This window comes from Arenibaculum pallidiluteum, from assembly GCF_017355985.1.
GTDB classification, from domain to species: Bacteria; Pseudomonadota; Alphaproteobacteria; order Azospirillales; family Azospirillaceae; genus Arenibaculum; species Arenibaculum pallidiluteum.
Window position 1 is genome coordinate 1 of record NZ_JAFIQU010000019.1, and the last position, 18,862, is coordinate 18,862.

At 69.7% G+C, this 18,862-nt stretch carries 18 protein-coding genes; 3 read left to right on the top strand and 15 right to left on the bottom strand.

The annotated features are described in order from the left end of the window. Positions 1-419 precede the first annotated feature (419 nt). The 5 genes from JUB13_RS25855 to JUB13_RS25875 form a co-directional block, all read right to left on the bottom strand. On the bottom strand, positions 420-857 hold the full coding sequence (locus JUB13_RS25855; RefSeq protein WP_207484252.1) for a DUF1489 family protein: 438 nt from the start codon (positions 855-857) through the stop codon (positions 420-422). Positions 858-965: 108 nt separating this feature from the next. Next, complete coding sequence (locus JUB13_RS25860) at positions 966-1,304, bottom strand: acyl carrier protein (RefSeq protein ID WP_207484254.1); 339 nt, start codon at positions 1,302-1,304, stop codon at positions 966-968. Positions 1,305-1,383: 79 nt separating this feature from the next. Next, positions 1,384-2,304 (bottom strand): hydroxymethylglutaryl-CoA lyase, encoded by a 921-nt coding sequence (locus tag JUB13_RS25865; protein ID WP_207484256.1) that lies wholly within the window; start codon positions 2,302-2,304, stop codon positions 1,384-1,386. Further along, entirely contained in the window at positions 2,304-4,307 is a 2,004-nt protein-coding gene (locus JUB13_RS25870) for an acetyl/propionyl/methylcrotonyl-CoA carboxylase subunit alpha (protein WP_207484258.1), read from the bottom strand. The genes JUB13_RS25865 and JUB13_RS25870 overlap by 1 nt, the downstream gene beginning before the upstream one ends. A 102-nt stretch (positions 4,308-4,409) precedes the next feature. After that, positions 4,410-5,204, bottom strand: coding sequence for an enoyl-CoA hydratase-related protein (locus JUB13_RS25875; protein ID WP_207484260.1), 795 nt, complete (start codon positions 5,202-5,204; stop codon positions 4,410-4,412). Positions 5,205-5,312: 108 nt separating this feature from the next. On the opposite strand from JUB13_RS25875, the gene JUB13_RS25880 reads away from it, so the two are divergent. Continuing rightward, positions 5,313-5,747, top strand: a complete 435-nt coding sequence (locus JUB13_RS25880) for a hypothetical protein (protein WP_207484262.1) — start codon at positions 5,313-5,315, stop codon at positions 5,745-5,747. A 5-nt stretch (positions 5,748-5,752) separates the two neighbouring features. Here JUB13_RS25880 and JUB13_RS25885 read toward each other — a convergent pair whose 3' ends face one another. The 4 genes from JUB13_RS25885 to JUB13_RS25900 all read right to left on the bottom strand — a co-directional run bounded on the left by JUB13_RS25885 (position 5,753) and on the right by JUB13_RS25900 (position 10,376). Continuing rightward, entirely contained in the window at positions 5,753-7,360 is a 1,608-nt protein-coding gene (locus tag JUB13_RS25885) for a carboxyl transferase domain-containing protein (RefSeq protein ID WP_207484264.1), read from the bottom strand. A gap of 69 nt (positions 7,361-7,429) precedes the next feature. Further along, on the bottom strand, positions 7,430-8,029 hold the full coding sequence (locus tag JUB13_RS25890; RefSeq protein ID WP_207484266.1) for a 2-hydroxychromene-2-carboxylate isomerase: 600 nt from the start codon (positions 8,027-8,029) through the stop codon (positions 7,430-7,432). A 3-nt stretch (positions 8,030-8,032) separates the two neighbouring features. Continuing rightward, entirely contained in the window at positions 8,033-9,172 is a 1,140-nt protein-coding gene (locus JUB13_RS25895) for an acyl-CoA dehydrogenase family protein (RefSeq protein WP_207484268.1), read from the bottom strand. Between the two features lie 13 nt (positions 9,173-9,185). Continuing rightward, positions 9,186-10,376: an acetyl-CoA C-acetyltransferase gene (locus JUB13_RS25900; protein ID WP_207484270.1), complete on the bottom strand. Its 1,191-nt coding sequence runs from the start codon at positions 10,374-10,376 to the stop codon at positions 9,186-9,188. A gap of 340 nt (positions 10,377-10,716) precedes the next feature. On the opposite strand from JUB13_RS25900, the gene JUB13_RS25905 reads away from it, so the two are divergent. Then, positions 10,717-11,601 carry an SDR family oxidoreductase gene (locus JUB13_RS25905; protein WP_207484272.1) on the top strand — a complete coding sequence of 295 codons (885 nt, stop codon included), beginning with the start codon at positions 10,717-10,719 and terminating at the stop codon, positions 11,599-11,601. 53 nt (positions 11,602-11,654) lie between these two features. Beyond that, positions 11,655-12,086: a methylglyoxal synthase gene (locus JUB13_RS25910; RefSeq protein WP_207484274.1), complete on the top strand. Its 432-nt coding sequence runs from the start codon at positions 11,655-11,657 to the stop codon at positions 12,084-12,086. A gap of 79 nt (positions 12,087-12,165) precedes the next feature. Here JUB13_RS25910 and JUB13_RS25915 read toward each other — a convergent pair whose 3' ends face one another. The 6 genes from JUB13_RS25915 to JUB13_RS25940 form a co-directional block, all read right to left on the bottom strand. Continuing rightward, on the bottom strand, positions 12,166-12,426 hold the full coding sequence (locus JUB13_RS25915) for a hypothetical protein (protein ID WP_207484276.1): 261 nt from the start codon (positions 12,424-12,426) through the stop codon (positions 12,166-12,168). Positions 12,427-12,539: 113 nt separating this feature from the next. Continuing rightward, positions 12,540-13,070, bottom strand: a complete 531-nt coding sequence (locus tag JUB13_RS25920) for a hypothetical protein (protein WP_207484278.1) — start codon at positions 13,068-13,070, stop codon at positions 12,540-12,542. Positions 13,071-13,214: 144 nt separating this feature from the next. Then, on the bottom strand, positions 13,215-14,387 hold the full coding sequence (locus JUB13_RS25925) for an isovaleryl-CoA dehydrogenase (protein WP_207484280.1): 1,173 nt from the start codon (positions 14,385-14,387) through the stop codon (positions 13,215-13,217). Between the two features lie 107 nt (positions 14,388-14,494). Then, positions 14,495-14,935 (bottom strand): PaaI family thioesterase, encoded by a 441-nt coding sequence (locus tag JUB13_RS25930; protein ID WP_236025234.1) that lies wholly within the window; start codon positions 14,933-14,935, stop codon positions 14,495-14,497. Then, the gene (mgtE, locus tag JUB13_RS25935) at positions 14,932-16,488 is read right to left on the bottom strand and encodes a magnesium transporter (RefSeq protein WP_236025235.1); all 1,557 of its coding nucleotides are present in this window, start codon (positions 16,486-16,488) and stop codon (positions 14,932-14,934) included. The genes JUB13_RS25930 and mgtE overlap by 4 nt, the downstream gene beginning before the upstream one ends. After that, positions 16,485-18,773, bottom strand: a complete 2,289-nt coding sequence (locus JUB13_RS25940) for an NADP-dependent malic enzyme (RefSeq protein WP_207484281.1) — start codon at positions 18,771-18,773, stop codon at positions 16,485-16,487. Before JUB13_RS25940 ends, mgtE begins: the two co-directional genes overlap by 4 nt. Between the last annotated feature and the right edge of the window lie 89 nt (positions 18,774-18,862).

Consider the following 18,862-nt stretch of genomic DNA (forward strand, 5'->3'; position numbering starts at 1 on the left):
CACAAAGCCCAAACCCAGCAGATCCGATGACCGCCACCGCGATCCCTGAGCACATTCGTCCTAGACGCATGTTACTGCAGATGTCGCTGCGAACGATCCATGTGCTGCCCACAAACCGGGACACCCATGGGACCGCCGCCTGCGCATCCCTTCTCGAACCATTTTCGACGATGTCATAGATCCCGCGATCTCCGGAGAGACCGCAACGCCCGCGGCGACCGACCTTCCGACCGGTCCCGATCCGGGGCGTGGGCTGAAGCTGTAGCCTGGCCGGCGCGGCCCCGGACAGCGCGTCCGAAACCCGGCTTCCCGGCCGGTCCGTCGCGCCGCGGCCAGGGCCGCCATCGCGTCGGGAGCGCTTATATATTCCCGGCCGATCCGGCCCGCAAGCGCTTTTTTCGCCCGCTTGGGAACCTTCTTCAGGCGAGGCCGAGGGCCCTCAGCTCGGCCAGCATCTCGGGCGGCATGGCATCCTCCCCTACCCCGCCACCCTGCCCCGCCCCGAGGTCGCGCGGAGCCTCCTCGGGCTTCAGGTAGCGCCAGCCCTGGAAGGCCTTGCGGGGCTGGGCCTCCACCGGAACCAGCACGGGATCCAGGAGCAGGCGGCACCAGGATTCCCCCTCGCCGTCCTGCACGAGTTCGAAGCCCAGCACGGGCTGGCGGCAGCGCACCGCGCCCTTGACGACCCAGTAGATGGAGCCGCCGTCGCAGACCTCGTCGCCGCGCGTCGGCATGCGGCGGGTGTAGCCCGGCACGATTCGCGCGCCGTCGCGCATGAAGGCGCGGCCCTGCTGCACCTCGGCCAGATGGTCGAGATCACGGATCCCGACCGCGAGCTTGATCAGATGAAGCGCCATGACGTCCCGGTGGTGTCGGAGAGCGCAGAGATGGGACATCCTGCGCCGCCGCGCCAGGGAGAATTCGGCGCCCCAGCCGCCGGATCCCGTCCTATCTGGCTCAGTCCCTCAAGCCGCGATCGCGTTGATCTCGCGGCAGCGGGAGGCAAAGCCGTCGGACAGGAATTCCGGCTGCTTGTAGAGGCCCTTGATCCAGGCCGAGACCATGCAGAGCTCCTCGAGCTTCACCACCTCGTCCAGGACACCTGGCGGAAAGCGGATCGCGAAACTCTCGGCGATGGCTTCCAGCAACTCCTCGACCTGCTCGATCGACAGGCCGCAATCGGTCTCGAGGGTCGCATGCCGGACCAGGATCTTCTCGTCGATCCCATATTCGTCCCGGATCAGCTTCACGATCCACCGGAACAGATGCATCCAGTTCGTGACCCCTTCGGTCGAGCGCGACATTCCTTTCTCCCGGACCCCCGCCCCATGGGCGATCCGGTGACTTTGGTGCGATCTGATTAAAAATCTTCGAAGCTTCGGATCAGCCCGCTGTTGCGGCGACGTCGCGCGCCGCGAGGGCACGGCCGACCCTGGAGCCGTTCTCGCGGCCGAGCTTGGCCGAGATCCAGCTCCCTATGGCCGCCACCGCATCGAGATCGGCACCCGTTGCGATGCCCATGCCGTGCAGCATGTAGAGCACGTCCTCGGTCGCGACATTGCCCGAGGCTCCCTTGGCGTAGGGGCAGCCGCCGAGCCCGGCGACCGAGCTGTCCACCACCGCGACGCCGAGCTCCAGGCAGGCCAGGATATTGGCCAGCGCTTGGCCATAGGTGTCGTGGAAGTGCAGCGCCAGCCTGTCCACCGGTACGGTGGCCGAGACCGCCTGGACCATGGCCCGGGCCTTCGCGGGCGTACCGACGCCGATGGTATCGCCCAGCGACACCTCGTAGCAGCCCATGCCGGCAAGGGCGCCCGCCACCTCGGCCACACGGGCGGGATCGACCTCGCCCTCGTAGGGGCAGCCGAGCACGCAGCTGACATAGCCGCGCACGCGCAGGCCGGCCTCGCGCGCCCGCGCCGCGACGGGGCGGAAGCGGTCGAGGCTCTCGGCGATGGAGCAGTTGATGTTCTTCCGGCTGAAGCTCTCGGAGGCGGCCCCGAAGACGGCGACCTCCTCGACTCCCGCGGCCAGGGCGGCCTCCAGCCCCTTCTCGTTGGGAACAAGGACTGGATACATGGTCCCTGGGCGGCGGCGGATTCGCGCGAGGACCTCTGCCGTATCGGCCATCTGCGGAACCCAGCGCGGCGACACGAAGGCGCCTGCCTCCACCGCCGGCAGGCCGGAATCGGCCAGCCGCTCGACCAGCGCGACCTTCACGTCGGTCGGCACGACGGCCTTCTCGTTCTGGAGCCCGTCTCGCGGCCCCATCTCGACGATCCGCACCCGTTCCGGAAACGCCATCACGCCTCTCCCGCCTTGAAGCCGATCAGTTCGGCGCCGTCCTCCACCTGGTCCCCGACCGCGTAGCGGACGAGCTCCACGGTCCCATCGGCCGGCGCCTTGATGGTGTGCTCCATCTTCATGGCCTCCAGGACCACCAGCGCCTGGCCCTTGGCGACCAGGGCGCCCGGCTCCACCAGCACCGCGATCACCTTGCCCGGCATGGGCGCGGTCAGCTTCCCGGCCCCGGCCTCCGCCGCATCGGCCCCGGCCAGCGCATCCACGAGCTGGACCCGGTGCATGACGCCGCGGACGAAGACCGACACCTCGGCCCCGCGCAGCACCAGCGTCGCCCGCAGGCGCATGCCGTCGAGCTCGGCATCCAGCGTGCCGTCGGGCCCAAGCTCACCCCGCGCCAGCAACTGGCGTCCCCCCACCTGGAGCTGGTAACCGTCCCGTCGGTAGACCAGCGGGACGCTCCTCTCCTCTCCGCCATCCCGGAAGACCAGCGTGTCGTGGGCATCGTCGTTCAGCCGCCAGCCGTCCGAGCGTGCCCATGGGCTGTAGGGGTCGCCCGATGTCGCGGCCAGGGTGCGTGCCCGCGCGGCCCGGTCCAGCAGCACGCCGAGCGCGGCCAGGGCCAGCCCCTCGGGCGGCACCGGCGCCGCGTCGGGCAGCAGCTCGGCCTCGTTGCGCTCGATGAAGCGGGTGTCGAGCTCGGCCTCCATGAAGGCGCGCGACCCCGCGATCGCCGACAGGAATCCCGCATTGGTGGCGAGCCCGGCGACCTGAGTCTCGGCCAGGGCGCCGCGCAGGCGCCGCACCGCCGAGGGACGATCGCGATCCCAGACGATCAGCTTCGCGATCATCGGGTCGTAGTGGATGCTGATGCGATCCCCCGAGCGCACACCGGTATCGACCCGCACATGGGGTCCCGCCGCCGGGAAGGCCAGGTGATCGAGGCGCCCGGTCTGCGGCAGGAAGTCCCGCTGAGGATCCTCGGCATAGAGCCGCACCTCGATCGCGTGCCCGTCGATCGCCAGGTCCTCTTGGGCCAGCGGCAGCGGCCCGCCCGCGGCGACGCGAAGCTGCCACTCGACCAGGTCCTGACCCGTGATCATCTCGGTCACGGGATGCTCGACCTGCAGGCGGGTGTTCATCTCCATGAAGTAGAAGGAGCCGTCCTCGTCGAGCAGGAACTCGACCGTCCCGGCGCCCTCGTAGCCGATCGCGCGTGCGGCCGCGACGGCCGCGGCACCCATGCGGGCGCGCGTGCCGGGCTCGAGGCGCGGCGCCGGCGCCTCCTCCACGACCTTCTGGTGGCGGCGCTGGATCGAGCAGTCGCGCTCGAAGAGGTAGACGCAGTTGCCGTGCCCGTCCGCGAAGACCTGGATCTCCACATGGCGCGGACGCGTCAGGTACTTCTCCAGCAGGACGCGGTCGTCGCCGAAGGACGAGGCAGCCTCGCGCTTCGCGCCGGCAAGCTGGTCCGCGAATTGGTCCTCGGCTGTGACCACGCGCATGCCCTTGCCCCCGCCGCCCGCCGAGGCCTTGACGAGCACGGGAAAGCCGATGCGCCGCGCTTCGGCGAGCAGCAGGCCGGGATCCTGGTCCGCGCCGTGATAGCCCGGGACCAGCGGCACCCCGGCGGCCTCCATCAGCGCCTTGGCCTCGGACTTGCCGCCCATGGCCCGGATCGCGGCGGGCGGCGGGCCGATGAAGCGGATGCCGGCCTGGCCGCAGGCCTCGGCGAAGCCGGCGTTCTCGGACAGGAAGCCATAGCCCGGATGCACGGCCTCGGCCCCGGTGAGCCGCGCCGCATCGAGGATCGCAGCGCCGCGCAGATAGCTCTCGCGGGCGGGCGCTGGCCCGATGGGCACGGCCTCGTCCGCCATGCGCACGTGCAGCGCCTGGGCGTCGGCCTCGGAATGCACCGCGACCGTCCGGATCCCGAGGCGCCGGGCGGTGCGGATGACGCGGCAGGCGATCTCGCCGCGGTTCGCGATCAGGATTTTCGAGAACATGCCGTTGCCGACTTCCCCAGTGTTGGTCCCGCTCAGTGTTGGTCCCGAGTGTTCATTCGCTGCGGCGGCGCGGTGCGCACCCTGCACTCCGCCTGCGCCCCGTCAGCCGGGTCCACGCCAGGAGGGCTCGCGCTTCTCGAGAAAGGCGGAGACCCCCTCGCGCCCCTCGGGCGAAGCGCGCTGGTCGGCGATGCGGCGCGCGGTATCGCGCAGGACGTCCTCGTCCACCGGGCGCTGCGCCACCGCAAATATAAGGTCCTTCGCGGCGGCCTGGGCGGCAGGCCCCCCCTCCAGCAGGCGCGCCAGCACCGCCTCGACCGCAGCGTCCAACGCCTCGGCCGCCACGACCTCGTGCACGAGGCCGAAGCGCAGCGCGGTGCGCGCATCGAACCGCTCGGCGGTCAGGAACATGCGCCGCGCCGCCCGCTGGCCCATGGCGGCCACGACATAAGGGGAGATCACGGCAGGGATCAGGCCCAGCCGCACCTCCGACAGGGCGAAGCTCGCGGCCTCGGCGGCGATTGCGACGTCGCAGCAGGCAACGAGGCCCACGCCGCCACCAAGGGCCGCGCCATGGACGGCTGCCACGGTCGGCTTCGGCAGGCGGTCCAGCGTGCGCATGAGCTCCGCGAGTGCCAGCGCGTCGGCCTCGTTCTCGGCATGGGAATAGCGTGCCATCCGGCGCATCCAGCCGAGATCGGCGCCCGCGGAGAAGCTCTTTCCCGCGCCCCGCAGCACCACGGCGCGCACCGCTGGATCGTCACCAAGTCCGGACAGCGTCGCCGTCAGTGTTGCGATCATCGCGTCGTCGAAGGCGTTGTGAATCTCGGGCCGGCTCATGGTCACCACGGCGATGCCGTCGCCGCGGATCTCGCTCAGCACCTCGGGACTCGGCATCCCTGTCCTCCCGCGGATTGTCCACGTTCTTGTCGTTGTTCCATTCCTACACCATCGCCGGAACCGCCCAAAGCGGAACGGGATCCCCGCCCCCCTGTTGACCCGCGCATGCAGATCTCCACCAAGACCCACGGGGTCATCGACCTCGCCTCCGCCGCCACCCTGGCCATCGCCTCGCGCCTGATGGGCTGGGACGGGCCCGTGCGCCCGCTGATGGAGAGCGCCGCCGCCGGCTCGGTCGCCTACAGCCTCGCCACCGACTACGAGTTCGGCGTGACCCCCGCCCTCAGCATGCGCGAGCACCTCGCCGTTGATGCGGCCCAGGGCCTGGGCTTCCTGGCCGCCGCCGCCCTGATGCGCAGCGCGTCCGACGAGGCGCGGCTGTTCATGGCGGGCTACGGCCTCTTCGCGCTGGCCGTCGGCGCCCTGACCGAGCGCACACCGCAGAGAAGCCCAGGAACGCGCCGTCTGCGCTCGCGCGGCTACGCAGCGCTGGCGCGCGACGAGGAGCGGCGCGGCTATCTCATGGGCGAAGGGATCTAGGCCCTTCACATCCGGAAGACGCCGAAGCGCGTCGGCTCGACCGGCGCGTTCAGCGCGGCCGAAAGCCCGAGGCCGAGCACCATGCGCGTGTCCGCGGGATCGACGATGCCGTCGTCCCACAGGCGCGCCGAGGCATAGTAGGGGTGCCCCTGGCTCTCGTACTGGGCGCGGATCGGCGCCTTGAACGCCTCCTCCTCCTCGGCCGGCCAGGTCTTGCCCGCGGCCTCGATGTTGTCGCGCCGGACCTGGGCCAGGACGTTGGCCGCCTGCTCGCCGCCCATCACCGAGATGCGCGCGTTCGGCCACATCCACAGGAAGCGCGGCGAATAGGCCCGCCCGCACATGCCGTAATTCCCGGCCCCGAAGCTGCCGCCGATGATCATGGTGAACTTGGGCACCTGCGCGCAGGCCACCGCTGTCACCATCTTTGCGCCGTCCTTAGCGATGCCGCCCTGCTCGTAGCGCTTGCCGACCATGAAGCCCGTGATGTTCTGCAGGAACAGCAGCGGGATGCCGCGCTGGGAGCAGAGCTCGATGAAATGGGCGCCCTTCAGCGCCGATTCCGAGAACAGGATGCCGTTGTTGGCGACGATCCCCACGGGATAGCCGAAGACGTGGGCGAAGCCGCAGACGAGCGTGGTGCCGTAGAGCTGCTTGAACTCGTCGAACTCGCTGCCGTCCACGATGCGGGCGATCACCTCGCGCACGTCGAAGGGCTTGCGCGGGTCGGTCGGGATGATGCCGTAGAGCTCCTCGGGATCGTAGAGCGGGTCGGCGGGCGGACGGATCGCGACGCCGGGCCGCTTGTCGCGGTTCAGGTTCGCGACGATGCGGCGCGCGATGGCGAGGGCATGCGCATCGTTCACGGCGTAGTGGTCGGTCACGCCCGAGATGCGGCTGTGCACGTCGGCCCCGCCGAGCTCCTCGGCCGTGACGACCTCGCCGGTCGCGGCCCTGACCAGCGGCGGCCCGCCCAGGAAGATCGTGCCCTGGTTGCGCACGATGATGGATTCGTCGGACATCGCCGGCACATAGGCCCCGCCTGCGGTGCAGGATCCCATCACCACGGCGATCTGCGGGATGCCGCGGGCCGACATGTTCGCCTGGTTGAAGAAGATGCGCCCGAAATGGTCGCGGTCGGGGAAGACCTCGTCCTGGTTCGGCAGGTTGGCGCCGCCGCTGTCCACGAGATAGATGCAGGGCAGGTTGTTGGCCTGGGCGATCTCCTGCGCGCGCAGGTGCTTCTTGACGGTTAGCGGGTAGTAGGTGCCGCCCTTCACCGTCGCGTCGTTCGCGACCACCACGCATTCCGTGCCCGAGACGCGGCCGATGCCCGTCAGGATGCCGGCGGCCGGGATCGGCTCGTCATAGACGCCGTAGGCGGCGAGCTGCGAGAGCTCGAGATAAGGCGTGCCGGGATCCAGCAGCGCGCGCACCCTGTCGCGCGGCAGCAGCTTGCCGCGCGACAGGTGCCGCTCGCGGGCCCGCTCGCCGCCGCCGAGCTTGATCTCGGCGACCTTGGCGCGCAGATCCTCGACCAGGGACCGCATGGCCCGCACGTTCTCGGCATAGGCGCCGCCCCGCGTGTCCAGGGCGGATTTCAGGACTGGCATCCGTGTCGCTCCCCCACTCGCGCCGGCCTGCCGGCCGGTCTTGCTCGATTCCCGGGCATTCCGCCGGCCCTACCAGGGCGCCGCCATCCAGCGCTCGACCTGGTCCAGCCGGTCCGCCCCCCAGAAGGGCTCCCCGTCCACGAAAAGGAAGGGAGCGCCGAAGACGCCGCGGGCGATGGCCCGCTCGGTCTCGGCGCGAAGGCGCGCCTTCACCGCACCGTCCGAGACCCCGTCGCGGAGCGCGACCGTGTCCAGACCCTGCTCGGCCGCGATGGCAAGCACGGCTTCGGACGGGCTGATGTCGCGCCCCTGGCCCCAATGGGCATCGTAGATGGCACGCGCGAAGCGGGCCGCCGCCGCCTCGTCGCGATCATGCAGCCACCAGAACGCGCGTGAGGCCACGAGGGGATTGGCCGGCACCACGGGCGGAACCGTCAGCGGCACCCCCAGCAGCCGCGCAAAGCGCCCGGCGTCGCGCAGCAGGTACTCTCGTCGCAGGGGCTGCTCGACGACAGGGCGCATGCCCGTGAGCTTGAAGATCGCGCCCAGCAGCACCGGCCGCCAGGCAACCGTGCGACCGTGGCGCGCCGCCATGGCATCCACCTGGGTCGCGGCCAGGTAGCCGTAGGGCGAGGCGAAGTCGAAGTAGAACTCCAGCGGCGGCGCCATGGCTCAGGCATCGCCCGCGATCTGGCGCGCGATCACGAGGCGCTGGATGTCGCTGGTCCCCTCGTAGATCTGGCACACTCGTACATCGCGGTATATCCGCTCGACCGGGAAATCTTCGAGATAGCCGTAGCCGCCATGGATCTGGATCGCGTCCGAGCACACGCGCTCCGCCATCTCGGAGGCGTAGAGCTTGGCCATTGAGGCCTCCTTCAGGCAGGGAAGGCCGGCCTCGCGCAGCGCCGCCGCGTGCAGGACGAGCTGGCGCGCGGCCTCGATGCGCGTCGCCATGTCCGCAAGGCGGAAGGCGATTGCCTGGTGCTCCATGATGGCCACGCCCATGCTGCTGCGCTCGCGCGCATAGCGCAGCGCATGCTCGTAGGCAGCGCGCGCCATGCCGACCGACTGCGACGCGATGCCGATCCGCCCGCCCTCGAGGTTGGCCAGCGCGATGCGGTAGCCCTGCCCCTCCTCGCCGAGCCGCAGGTCGGCCGGGACCCGGCAGTCCTGCAGCACGATCTGGCAGGTGTCCGAGCAGCGCTGGCCGAGCTTGTTCTCGGTCCGCGCGACAACGTAGCCGGGGCCGTCGGTCGGGACCAGGAAAGCGCTGATGCCCTTCTTGCCGGCGGCGGGGTCGGTCACCGCGAAGACGATGGCGACGCCGCCGCGGCTGCCATTGGTGATGAACTGCTTGGTGCCGTTCAGCACGTAATCCGCGCCGTCGCGCACCGCCCGGGTCTTCAGCGCCGCCGCGTCCGAGCCTGCCTGGGGCTCGGTCAGGCAGAAGGCGCCCAGCATCTCGCCGCGCGCCATCGGGCGCAGGAAGCGCTCCTTCTGCGCCTGGGTCCCGAATTTCAGGATGGGCGCGCAGCCGACCGAGTTGTGCACGCTCATGATCGTGGAAACGGCGCCGTCGCCGGCCGCGATCTCCTCGATCGCCAGCGCGTAGGAGAGGGCATCGGTGCCCGCGCCACCCCACTCCTCGGGCACGACCATACCCAGAAGGCCCAGCGCGCCCATCTCGCGCAGCTCCTGGGCCGGGAAGGCGCCGGTGCGGTCGCGCTCGCCCGCGCCGGGCTCCAGGCGCTCGCGGGCGAACTGGCGCGCCATGTCGCGCACCATCGCCTGCTCCTCGGTGATCAGCATGGCCGCACCCGCCCTATTGAAGCCGCTCGACAGCCATGGCGGTGGCCTCACCGCCGCCGATGCAGAGAGAGGCGACGCCGCGCCGCATGCCGCGCTTTTCCAGCGCGTTCAGGAGCGTGACCAGGATGCGGGCCCCCGAGGCGCCGATGGGATGGCCGAGCGCGCAGGCGCCGCCATGGACGTTCACGCGCTCGCGCGGCAGGTCGAGCTCGCGGATCGCGGCCATGGCGACCACGGCGAAGGCCTCGTTGATCTCCCACAGGTCGACGTCTCCAGCCGACCAGCCCGTGCGTTCGAGCAGCTTGCGCATGGCCCCCACCGGGGCCGTGGTGAACCATGCCGGTGCCTGTGCGTGGGTCGCGTGGCCGCGGATCGCCGCCAGCGGCGCCAGGCCCCGCCGCTCGGCCTCCGACAGGCGCATCAGGACGAGCGCCGCCGCGCCGTCGCTGATGGAGCTGGAATTGGCGGCCGTCACTGTTCCGTCGGGACGGAAGGCGGGCTTGAGCGTGCCGATCTTCTCGGGAACGGCCTTGAGCGGCTGCTCGTCCCGCTCGACGCGGGCCTCCCCCTTGCGAGACCTCACTGTGACGGGCGCGATCTCGGCATCGAAGGTGCCGTCCTCGACGGCGCTGCGCGCCCGGGTCAGAGAGCCTGCCGCGTATTCGTCCTGGGCCTCTCGGGTGAACTGGAAGTGTTGAGCCGTGTCCTCGGCAAAGGTGCCCATCAGGCGCCCCTTGTCGTAGGCGTCCTCGAGACCGTCCAGGAACATGTGGTCGAGCACCCGGCCATGGCCCATGCGGTATCCGGCCCGCGCGCGGTCCAGCAGGTAGGGCGCGTTGCTCATGCTCTCCATCCCGCCCGCGACCATCACGTCGTTGGTGCCTGCCAGGATCAGGTCGTGCGCCAGCATGGCGGCCTTCATCCCGGATCCGCACATCTTGTTGACGGTGGTGCAGCCGACGTCCTGTGGCAGCCCGGCGCCCAGCGCGGCTTGGCGGGCGGGTGCCTGGCCCTGCCCGGCCGGAAGCACGCAGCCCATGATCACCTCCTGCACCTGGTCCGGCGCTACCGCGGCGCGCTGCAGCGCTGCCTGGATCGCGGCGGCCCCGAGTTCGGGCGCGGTCATGGACGCCAGCTCGCCCTGGAAGCCCCCCATGGGCGTGCGGACGGCACCGGCGATGACGATGGGATCCTTGTCCGGCATGCGGTTTCTCCTCCGAAACGGGCGCGGCTTCTTGGCCGTGCGCCTTCTGTTGGGTGGGATCTCAGCCGATTTCAGGGACTCTGTCCACTGTGCCCGCCGGGGCGCGCGGCAGGCCACATGCAAAAGGTCAGAACGGCAAGCCCGAGCGCCGGACGACGAAAGGATTGGGCTTGGCACAGCCGGAAGAGGAAACGCGGGGAGACCGTCAGCACGGCCCGCACGGCTGTGGCAGGTGACCTTTCGCATGATGCCGACAGGACGGCCGCATGCCGCCTTCCCCCGCGCTGTTGGGCAGAAACCCGCAACCCGCGGCATTCACAGACGGGACAGAGAGGCAGCCATGACCTCTGAGCGTGGGGGCGATCCCAAGGAAGGCGGGGCGAAGCCGCCCTTCCCCGAACAGCGCCAGGACCTGCCCGGATCCGAGGCCGCCATGGACCCGCGGCCCGATTACGGCGAGACCTCGTATCAAGGCTCCGGAAAGCTCGAGGGCAAGGCGGCCCTGATCACGGGCGGCGACAGCGGGATCGGCCGCGCCGTAGCCCTGGCCTATGCGCGCGAAGGCGCCGATGTCGCGATCTCGTACCTCAGCGAGGAGGAGGACGCGGCCGAGACCGCGCGCGTGGTCGAGGCCGCTGGACGCCGCTGCCTGCGCCTACCTGGAGACATCCAGGACGAGCGACATTGCCGCTCCCTCGTCGAGCGGACCATGGGCGAGTTCGGGCGCCTGGACGTGCTGGTCAACAACGCCGCCTATCAGACGACGCACGAGAATGTCGACGACCTGCCCACTGAGGAGATCGAGCGGGCCTTCCGGACGAACATCATCGCCATGTTCCACCTGAGCAAGGCCGCCATGGCGGTGATGAAGCCGGGCTCGGCGATCATCAACACGGCGTCGATCCAGGCCTACCATCCGTCGCCGATGCTGCTGCACTACGCCTCGACCAAGGGCGCGATCGTCGCCTTCACCAAGGCCCTGGGGCAGCAGGCGCCGGAGCGCGGAATCCGCGTCAACGCGGTCGCACCCGGCCCCGTCTGGACTCCCCTGATCCCCGCGACCATGCCTCCCGACAACGTCAAGACCTTCGGACAGCAGACGCCGATGAAGCGGCCGGCGCAGCCGGCCGAGCTAGCCCCGGTCTACGTCTTCCTGGCATCGCCGGATTCGAGCTACGTCACCGCCATGGTCTACGGCGTGACCGGGGGGATGGTCATGGAATAGAAACCCATCTCGCGGACGACCGGCTTGCAGCGGCTGAATCGAGGGAACGCCAGTTGAAAGCTTCCAAATGCATTGCGCTGGTCGCGCACGACAGCAAGAAGGACGATCTCGTCTCGTGGGCCCGGCACAATGCCGGTACGCTTGCGTCACACAGGTTCTGGGCGACCGGCACGACCGGAACGCAGATCGCGCAAGCGTGCCCGGAACTCGATGTGACGGCACTGAAGTCGGGACCGCTTGGCGGCGATCAGCAGATCGGCGCGATGATTGCCGAGGGCCGCATCGACGTTCTCGTGTTCTTCATCGATCCGCTGTCGCCCCACCCGCATGATGCGGACGTCCAGGCACTCGTACGTCTTTCGACGCTCTACAACGTCGCCCTGGCGACCAATCGCACCACGGCCGATTTCCTGATCACTTCACCGTTCTTCGGCAGTGCGTTCGATCCGACGGGCGGAGGTGACGGCGAACCTGCATCCGACTGATCGGCGATGAAGGAGGCTCCTGCGGTCCCAGCCGGGACCGCAGGAGCCTCCCGAAAGCGTGACTTCTGTATTCCCCGCATCAGGTGCGGGGGATCACCTCGACGACGCCGGGCAGACCGGCAAGGAAGGCGGCGCCGGCGCGGGTGGCCTCGAACCGGACCCGGCCCGCGATGTCCTGGGCCCGCAGGCGCGCCTCGCCAGCCATGCCGGCGGACCGGACGGCGCGGGCGAGATCGGCGACGGCCCCCCAGATCCTCGCCCTGTGCTCGACGGCGCTGCCGCAGCCCGAAGGGTCGGCCGCCGCGAGCGTGACCGTAACTGTGCGCATCTCGATAGACATGAGAGCTCCACGATGAGGAGCGTGCCGGCGCCTCGCCGGTCGTCTCCTATCCCATAGATTGGAACACAAACGTTTCCGAGCTATGAGCGTCGTCACGGAGCCCGAAAGATTTTTCAGTTCCGGCGCTGCGCCGGCGGCTGGGCAGACATGCCCGACGCCGGACCGCGGCTGGGCTGGCTGAACTTGGCGAGGCTGGGGGAGACCACGACGTCCACCTCGGTGCGCTTCTCCTCGCGCACGGAGATGCGCACGGTGGCGACGCGCTGGTCGCGCACGAAGGAGATGGACGTGCGCCGCGCCCGCACGATGGCGGTCTCGGCCCAGCCCATCCTCGGCATCTCGGTGCGGAAAAACTGGGTCATCTGGATCACGCTGTAGGGCGCGCTGATCACCACCTGCCCGGTCCAGTCGTGGTCGTCGCCGACGATGACCGTGTCGTCGATCACGAACTGGGAGTTGGGCGGCACCGGGAGCTGCGGAATCGTGAGCACGTCCGGCGGCACCGCCGCCCCGTCGGCAGGCGTCTGCGGCCTCTGCGTGGCGGAGGGGGAGGATCCGAAAAGCTGCGCCGAGGCCGGGACGGAGATCCAGCACGCAGCCGCGAGGACCAGGGCCATCCTGCCCCACCGTCCGACCACGTCCATTCACCGCCCCTTCGACCAGAGAAATCACGGCATTCGAGACAAATCCCGAAGCCGTGCCATGGGACGCACAGTTAGGGTCCACTGGTTAAGATTCATTTACCCCCGGCACTGCCCGATCAGCATGCGGTGCCTCCCCCTGCGGCGTCACGCCGTCTCCTTGAAGAGCTCGCGCCCGATCAGCATGCGGCGGATCTCCGAGGTTCCGGCGCCGATCTCGTAGAGCTTCGCGTCGCGCAGCAGCCGGCCGGTCGGATACTCGTTGATGTAGCCGTTGCCGCCCAGGCACTGGATCGCCTCAAGCGCCATCCAGGTCGCCTTCTCGGCGGCATAGAGGATGGCTCCCGCCGCGTCCTTGCGCGTCACCTCGCCGCGGTCGCAGGCCTTGGCGACCGCATAGACGTAGGACTTGCAGGCGTTCATGGTCACGTACATGTCGGCCAGCTTGGCCTGCATGATCTGGAACTCGCCGATCGGCTGGCCGAACTGCCTGCGCTCGTGCACGTAGGGCACGACCACGTCCATGCAGGCCTCCATGATGCCCAACGGCCCGGCCGCCAGCACCGCGCGCTCGTAGTCCAGCCCCGACATCAGTACGTTGACCCCGCGTCCGACCTCCCCCAGCACGTTCTCCTCGGGGACCTCGCAGTCCTGGAAGACGAGCTCGCAGGTGTTGGATCCGCGCATGCCGAGCTTGTCGAGCTTCTGCGCCGTCGAGAAGCCCTTCATGCCCTTCTCGACCAGAAAGGCCGTGATGCCCCTCGGACCCGCCTCGGGATCGGTCTTCGCATAGACCACGAGCACGTCGGCGTCCGGCCCGTTGGTGATCCACATCTTGGAGCCGTTGACGACATAGCGGTCGCCACGCCTGTCGGCCCGCGTGCGCATGGACACGACGTCCGATCCCGCCCCGGGCTCCGACATCGCAAGGGCCCCCACATGCTCGCCGGAGATCAGCTTCGGCAGGTAGCGCCGCTTCTGCTCCTCGCTGGCATTGCGGCGGATCTGGTTCACGCAGAGATTCGAATGGGCGCCGTAGCTGAGCCCTACCGAGGCCGAGGCGCGGCTGATCTCTTCCATGGCGACGACATGCTCGAGATAGCCCATGCCTGCTCCGCCATACTCCTCCTCGACGGTGACGCCTAGCACGCCGAGATCGCCCATCTTGCGCCAGAGATCGGCCGGGAACTCGTTCCTCCGGTCGATCTCTGCCGCGCGCGGCGCGATCTCGTCGGCGGCGAAGCTGCGGACTTGGTCGCGCAGCATGTCGGCGGTGTCGCCGAGGTCGAAATTGAAGGCCGGCAGGCTGTTCGACGCCATGGGATCGTCTCCTCCTCGCGGATTTTTCGTTCGGGTTTTCGTCCAATCTACCGGCGCGCGGGGCGAAAGCGAAGCCCCGCCCCGCCCGTCGTCCCGGCCCGGCCGCCTCAGCGCGGCGGCAGGTTGAAGACGGTCTGCTGCATGATGGCGCAGCTCCGCGCCACGCCGTCCCTGATGACGTCGACCTCGACCGTGCAGACCGTCAGGGTCCGGCCGGACTTCGCGACGCGCCCGCGCGCCACCAGCAACTCGCCCTCGCCGGGGCTCATGAGATTGATCTTGAACTCGACGGCCAGGACGTCGGCGCCCTTCGGCAGGAGGCTGAGCGCCGCGTAGCCGCCCGCGCTGTCGGCGGCGGTCGCGATGACGCCGGCATGGAAATAGCCGTGCTGCTGGGTCAGCTCCGGCCGCCAGGGCACCTCGATCTCGCAGGTGCCCGGCGCGATCCGCGCCAGCCGGGCACCGAAACTCGCCATGACGCCCTGGCGCGCGAAGCTGGCCCGGATGTCGGCCTCGAATTCGGGGTTCCTGGGGGTCGCTTCGCTCAAAGCAGGATCACCGTCGCAAGGCCGAGGAACGCCATGAAGCCGACCACGTCGGTCACGGTCGTCAGGAAGACGCTGCTGGCCACGGCGGGATCAACCCCGATCCGGGCGAGGCCGAGCGGGATCAGGGCCCCCGCGATCGCCGCGAAGAACAGGTTCACGATCATGGCCGCGCCGATCACGACGCCGAGCATGGGCTCGCGGAACCAGGCCGCGGCGATGCCGCCGACGACGAGGGCGAAGAACACGCCGTTGATCACGCCGACCGCAGCCTCGCGTCCGAGGACGCGCAGCGAGTTGGCCTCGGACAGCTCGCGGGTGGCGAGCCCGCGGACGACGACCGTCAGCGTCTGCATCCCGGCATTGCCGCCCATGGAGGCGACGATGGGCATCAGCACCGCAAGAGCGACGATCTTTTCGATGGTCCCCTCGAAGATCCCGATCACCGTCGAGGCCACGAAGGCCGTCAGCACGTTCACCGACAGCCAGGGAAAGCGCGCCCGCGCGGTCTTGGGCACCGGACGGTTCAGGTCGGTCTCGCCGACGCCGGCGAGCTTGAAGAGGTCGTCCTCGGCCTCCTCGTCGATCACGTCCACCACGTCGTCGACCATGATCACGCCGAGCAGCCGGCCCTTGGCATCCACCACCGGGGCGGAGACCAGCGCGTACTGGCGGAACAGGAAGGCGACCTCCTCCTGGTCCATGGCGACGGGAACCTTGTAGATGTCCTCGGTCGCGATGTCCTCGACCTTCACCGAGCGTTTGGAGCGCATCACCCGCGAGAGCGGCACCGAGCCGATCAGGCGGTGCAGCGGGTCCACGATGAAGATGTCGAAGAAGTCCTCGGGCAGATCGTCCCCGGCGGCGCGCAGGTAGTCCAGCACCTTGCCAACGGTCCAGAACTGCGGGACCGCCACAAGGTCCCGCTGCATCAGCCGCCCGGCCGAGTATTCGGGATAGGTCAGGCCCTCCTCGACCTGGGCGCGCGCCTCGGCGGGAAGGTTCTCCAGCACCGCCCGGCGCGCCTCGTCGTCGAGGTCGCCGATCAGGTCGACGGCATCATCGCTTTCGAGCTCGGCCACGGCGGCGGCCAGCTCCCGCGGCTCGAGCTGCTCGACGACCTCCTCGCGGATCGAGGGCTCGAGATAAGCGAAGACCTCGGGGTCGATGCGCGGCCGCATCACGCCGACGAGCGCGCGCCGGTGCTCGACCCCGAGCTGCTCCATCAGGTCCGCGAGGTCGGCCGCGTGCATCTCCTCGACCAGCGCCTCGACCCGGGCCAGGTCCTGCTCGTCGAGCCATTCGCGGACCTGCTCGACCAGCTCGGGCAGCTCCTCGTAGTCGGGCTCGGCCTCGTCGGACTCGCGCAGCAGCCGCGGCGGCGGCGCATCCAGGAGCCCGTGCTCGCCGGACGCCGGTACGGTGGGATCCTCGGGACCCGGAGCCTGTCCGCCGGGGCCGTCGCCGGGGGCTGCCTCGGGCGTGCGCCCCCCATCCTCGGGGGGCCGGTTTCCGGGGCGGTCCTCCGGCGTCGCGGGATCCCCCGTCGGGCTCAAGCGGTCTGCCCCTCGGCGGCGTGGATCTGGGCATCCACGGTGGCGAGCGCGGTCATGTTCAGGATGCCCCTGACCGTGACCGAGGGCGTCAGGATGTGCGCGGGCTTCGCGGGGCCCAGCAGGATCGGCCCCACCGTCGTGGCGCCGCCGGTGACCTTCAGCATGTTCATGGCGATGTTGGCGGCATCCAGCGTCGGCATGATCAGCAGGTTGGCAATGCCCTTAAGGCGCGAGTTCGGGAAGATGCGCGCCCGGATGCCCTCGTCCAGCGCCGCATCGGCATGCATCTCGCCCTCGACCTCCAGGTCGGGCGCGCGGCGCAGGATCTCGGCCAGGGCGAGGCGCATCTTGTTCGCCTCGTCGTCGTCGTGGCTGCCGAAGCTGGAATGGGACAGCAGCGCGACCTTCGGCACCAGGCCGAAGCGGCGCACCTCCTCGGCGGCCAGCAGCGTCATCTCGGCGATCTGCGCGGGCGTCGGGTCCGGCGTCACGTAGGTGTCGCAGAGGAAGAAGGTGCCCTTCTCCAGGATCAGCCCCGAGAGCGCAGCCGGCAGGTTGACGCCCTGCCGCAGGCCGATGATCTCGCGCACGGCCTTCACATGGGCGGAGTACTTGCCGATGGTGCCGCACAGCATGGCGTCCACCTCGCCGCGCCGGAGCATCAGCGCCGCAATCACGCTGGTGCTCGTGCGCACCACAGTGCGCGCCGCGTCGGGCGAGATGCCCCGCCGCTCCATGATGGCGTGGTAGAGCTGCCAGTATTCGGGATAACGGGGATCATCCTCGGGATCGCAGAGCTCCACCTGCTCGCCGAGCTTCAGGCGCAGGCCCATGCGCTCGATGCGGCGGGCGACGACCTCGCGCCGGCCGATCAGCACCGGCCGTGCCAGGTTCTCGTCCACCGCGGCCTGGACGGCGCGCAGCACCCGCTCGTCCTCGCCCTCGGCATAGACGATGCGGCGCGGGTCCTGCTTCGCGCGGGCGAAGACCGGGCGCATCATCAGTCCCGACTTGAAGACGAACTCGTTCAGCCCGTCGCGGTAGACGCGGAAGTCCTTGATCGGCCGCGTGGCGACGCCGCTCTCCATGGCTGCCTTGGCCACCGCGGGCGCGACCTCGACGATCAGGCGCGGGTCGAAGGGCTTGGGGATCAGGTATTCGGGCCCGAAGCTCGTGGGCTGGCCGCCGAATGCGGCCGCCACCACGTCCGAGGGCTCGGCCATGGCGAGGCCGGCGATGGCCTCCACCGCGGCGATCTTCATGGCCTCGTTGATGGCCGTAGCGCCCACGTCCAGCGCGCCCCGGAAGATGAAGGGGAAGCAAAGGACGTTGTTGACCTGGTTCGGATAGTCCGAGCGGCCCGTCGCGATGATGGCGTCGGGACGGACGGCCTTGACCTCCTCGGGCATGATCTCGGGCGTCGGATTGGCCAGCGCCAGGATCAGTGGCTGGGCCGCCATGCCCGCGACCATCTCCGGCTTCAGCACCCGCGGCGCCGAGAGACCCAGGAAGATGTCCGCCCCCACGATCACCTCGGCCAGGGTGCGGGCCTCGGTGCTCTGGGCATAGCGCGCCTTGCGCGGGTCCATCAGCTCGGTCCGGCCCTCGTAGACCACGCCGGCGATGTCGGTGACCCAGACATTGGCGACCGGCAGCCCCATGTCGACCAGCAGGTCAAGGCAGGCCAGCGCGGCGGCGCCGGCGCCCGAGGCCACCAGCTTGACTTGGTCCAGCCGCTTCCCGACCAGCCGGAGCGCGTTGGTCACGGCGGCCGCGACCACGATGGCCGTGCCGTGCTGGTCGTCGTGGAAGACCGGGATCTTCATGCGCTCCCGGAGCTTGCTCTCGACGTAGAAGCACTCCGGCGCCTTGATGTCTTCGAGGTTGATGCCGCCGAAGGTCGGCTCCAGCGCCGCCACGATGTCGACGAGCTTCTCGGGATCGGTCTCGGCGATCTCGATGTCGAAGACGTCGATGCCGGCGAACTTCTTGAAGAGGACGCCCTTGCCCTCCATCACCGGCTTCGAGGCCAGCGGCCCGATCGCGCCCAGGCCCAGCACGGCGGTCCCATTTGTGATGACCGCGACGAGGTTGCCGCGCGCCGTGACGGTCGAAGCCTCGGCAGGATCGGCGACGATCGCCTCGCAGGCTGCGGCGACGCCAGGGCTGTAGGCGAGTGCGAGGTCACGCTGAGTCGTCAGCGGCTTGGTCGGCGTGACCGCGATCTTTCCCGGGCTCGGCCTCCGGTGGTAATCGAGCGCAGCGTCACGCAGGTTGTCGGACATGGATACCGTCCCAAAAGCGCCGGGGCCCTTGCCGACCCCCTCCCGCCGAGGGAATACGAGCCCCCCGTGCGCTTGTCCAGCCCGCCGTG

Bases quoted from the DNA above. Each gene is read 5' to 3' on its own strand.
- JUB13_RS25885 (WP_207484264.1), bottom strand. From the start codon at position 7,360: ATGCCAGTCCTGAAATCCGCCCTGGACACGCGGGGCGGCGCCTATGCC.
- JUB13_RS25905 (WP_207484272.1), top strand. From the start codon at position 10,717: ATGACCTCTGAGCGTGGGGGCGATCCCAAGGAAGGCGGGGCGAAGCCG.
- JUB13_RS25900 (WP_207484270.1), bottom strand. From the start codon at position 10,376: ATGCCGGACAAGGATCCCATCGTCATCGCCGGTGCCGTCCGCACGCCC.
- JUB13_RS25875 (WP_207484260.1), bottom strand. From the start codon at position 5,204: ATGCCGAGTCCCGAGGTGCTGAGCGAGATCCGCGGCGACGGCATCGCC.
- JUB13_RS25855 (WP_207484252.1), bottom strand. From the start codon at position 857: ATGGCGCTTCATCTGATCAAGCTCGCGGTCGGGATCCGTGATCTCGAC.
- JUB13_RS25940 (WP_207484281.1), bottom strand. From the start codon at position 18,773: ATGTCCGACAACCTGCGTGACGCTGCGCTCGATTACCACCGGAGGCCG.
- JUB13_RS25890 (WP_207484266.1), bottom strand. From the start codon at position 8,029: ATGGCGCCGCCGCTGGAGTTCTACTTCGACTTCGCCTCGCCCTACGGC.
- JUB13_RS25880 (WP_207484262.1), top strand. From the start codon at position 5,313: ATGCAGATCTCCACCAAGACCCACGGGGTCATCGACCTCGCCTCCGCC.
- JUB13_RS25865 (WP_207484256.1), bottom strand. From the start codon at position 2,304: ATGGCGTTTCCGGAACGGGTGCGGATCGTCGAGATGGGGCCGCGAGAC.
- JUB13_RS25925 (WP_207484280.1), bottom strand. From the start codon at position 14,387: ATGGCGTCGAACAGCCTGCCGGCCTTCAATTTCGACCTCGGCGACACC.
- JUB13_RS25915 (WP_207484276.1), bottom strand. From the start codon at position 12,426: ATGTCTATCGAGATGCGCACAGTTACGGTCACGCTCGCGGCGGCCGAC.
- JUB13_RS25920 (WP_207484278.1), bottom strand. From the start codon at position 13,070: ATGGACGTGGTCGGACGGTGGGGCAGGATGGCCCTGGTCCTCGCGGCT.
- JUB13_RS25895 (WP_207484268.1), bottom strand. From the start codon at position 9,172: ATGCTGATCACCGAGGAGCAGGCGATGGTGCGCGACATGGCGCGCCAG.
- JUB13_RS25870 (WP_207484258.1), bottom strand. From the start codon at position 4,307: ATGTTCTCGAAAATCCTGATCGCGAACCGCGGCGAGATCGCCTGCCGC.
- JUB13_RS25860 (WP_207484254.1), bottom strand. From the start codon at position 1,304: ATGTCGCGCTCGACCGAAGGGGTCACGAACTGGATGCATCTGTTCCGG.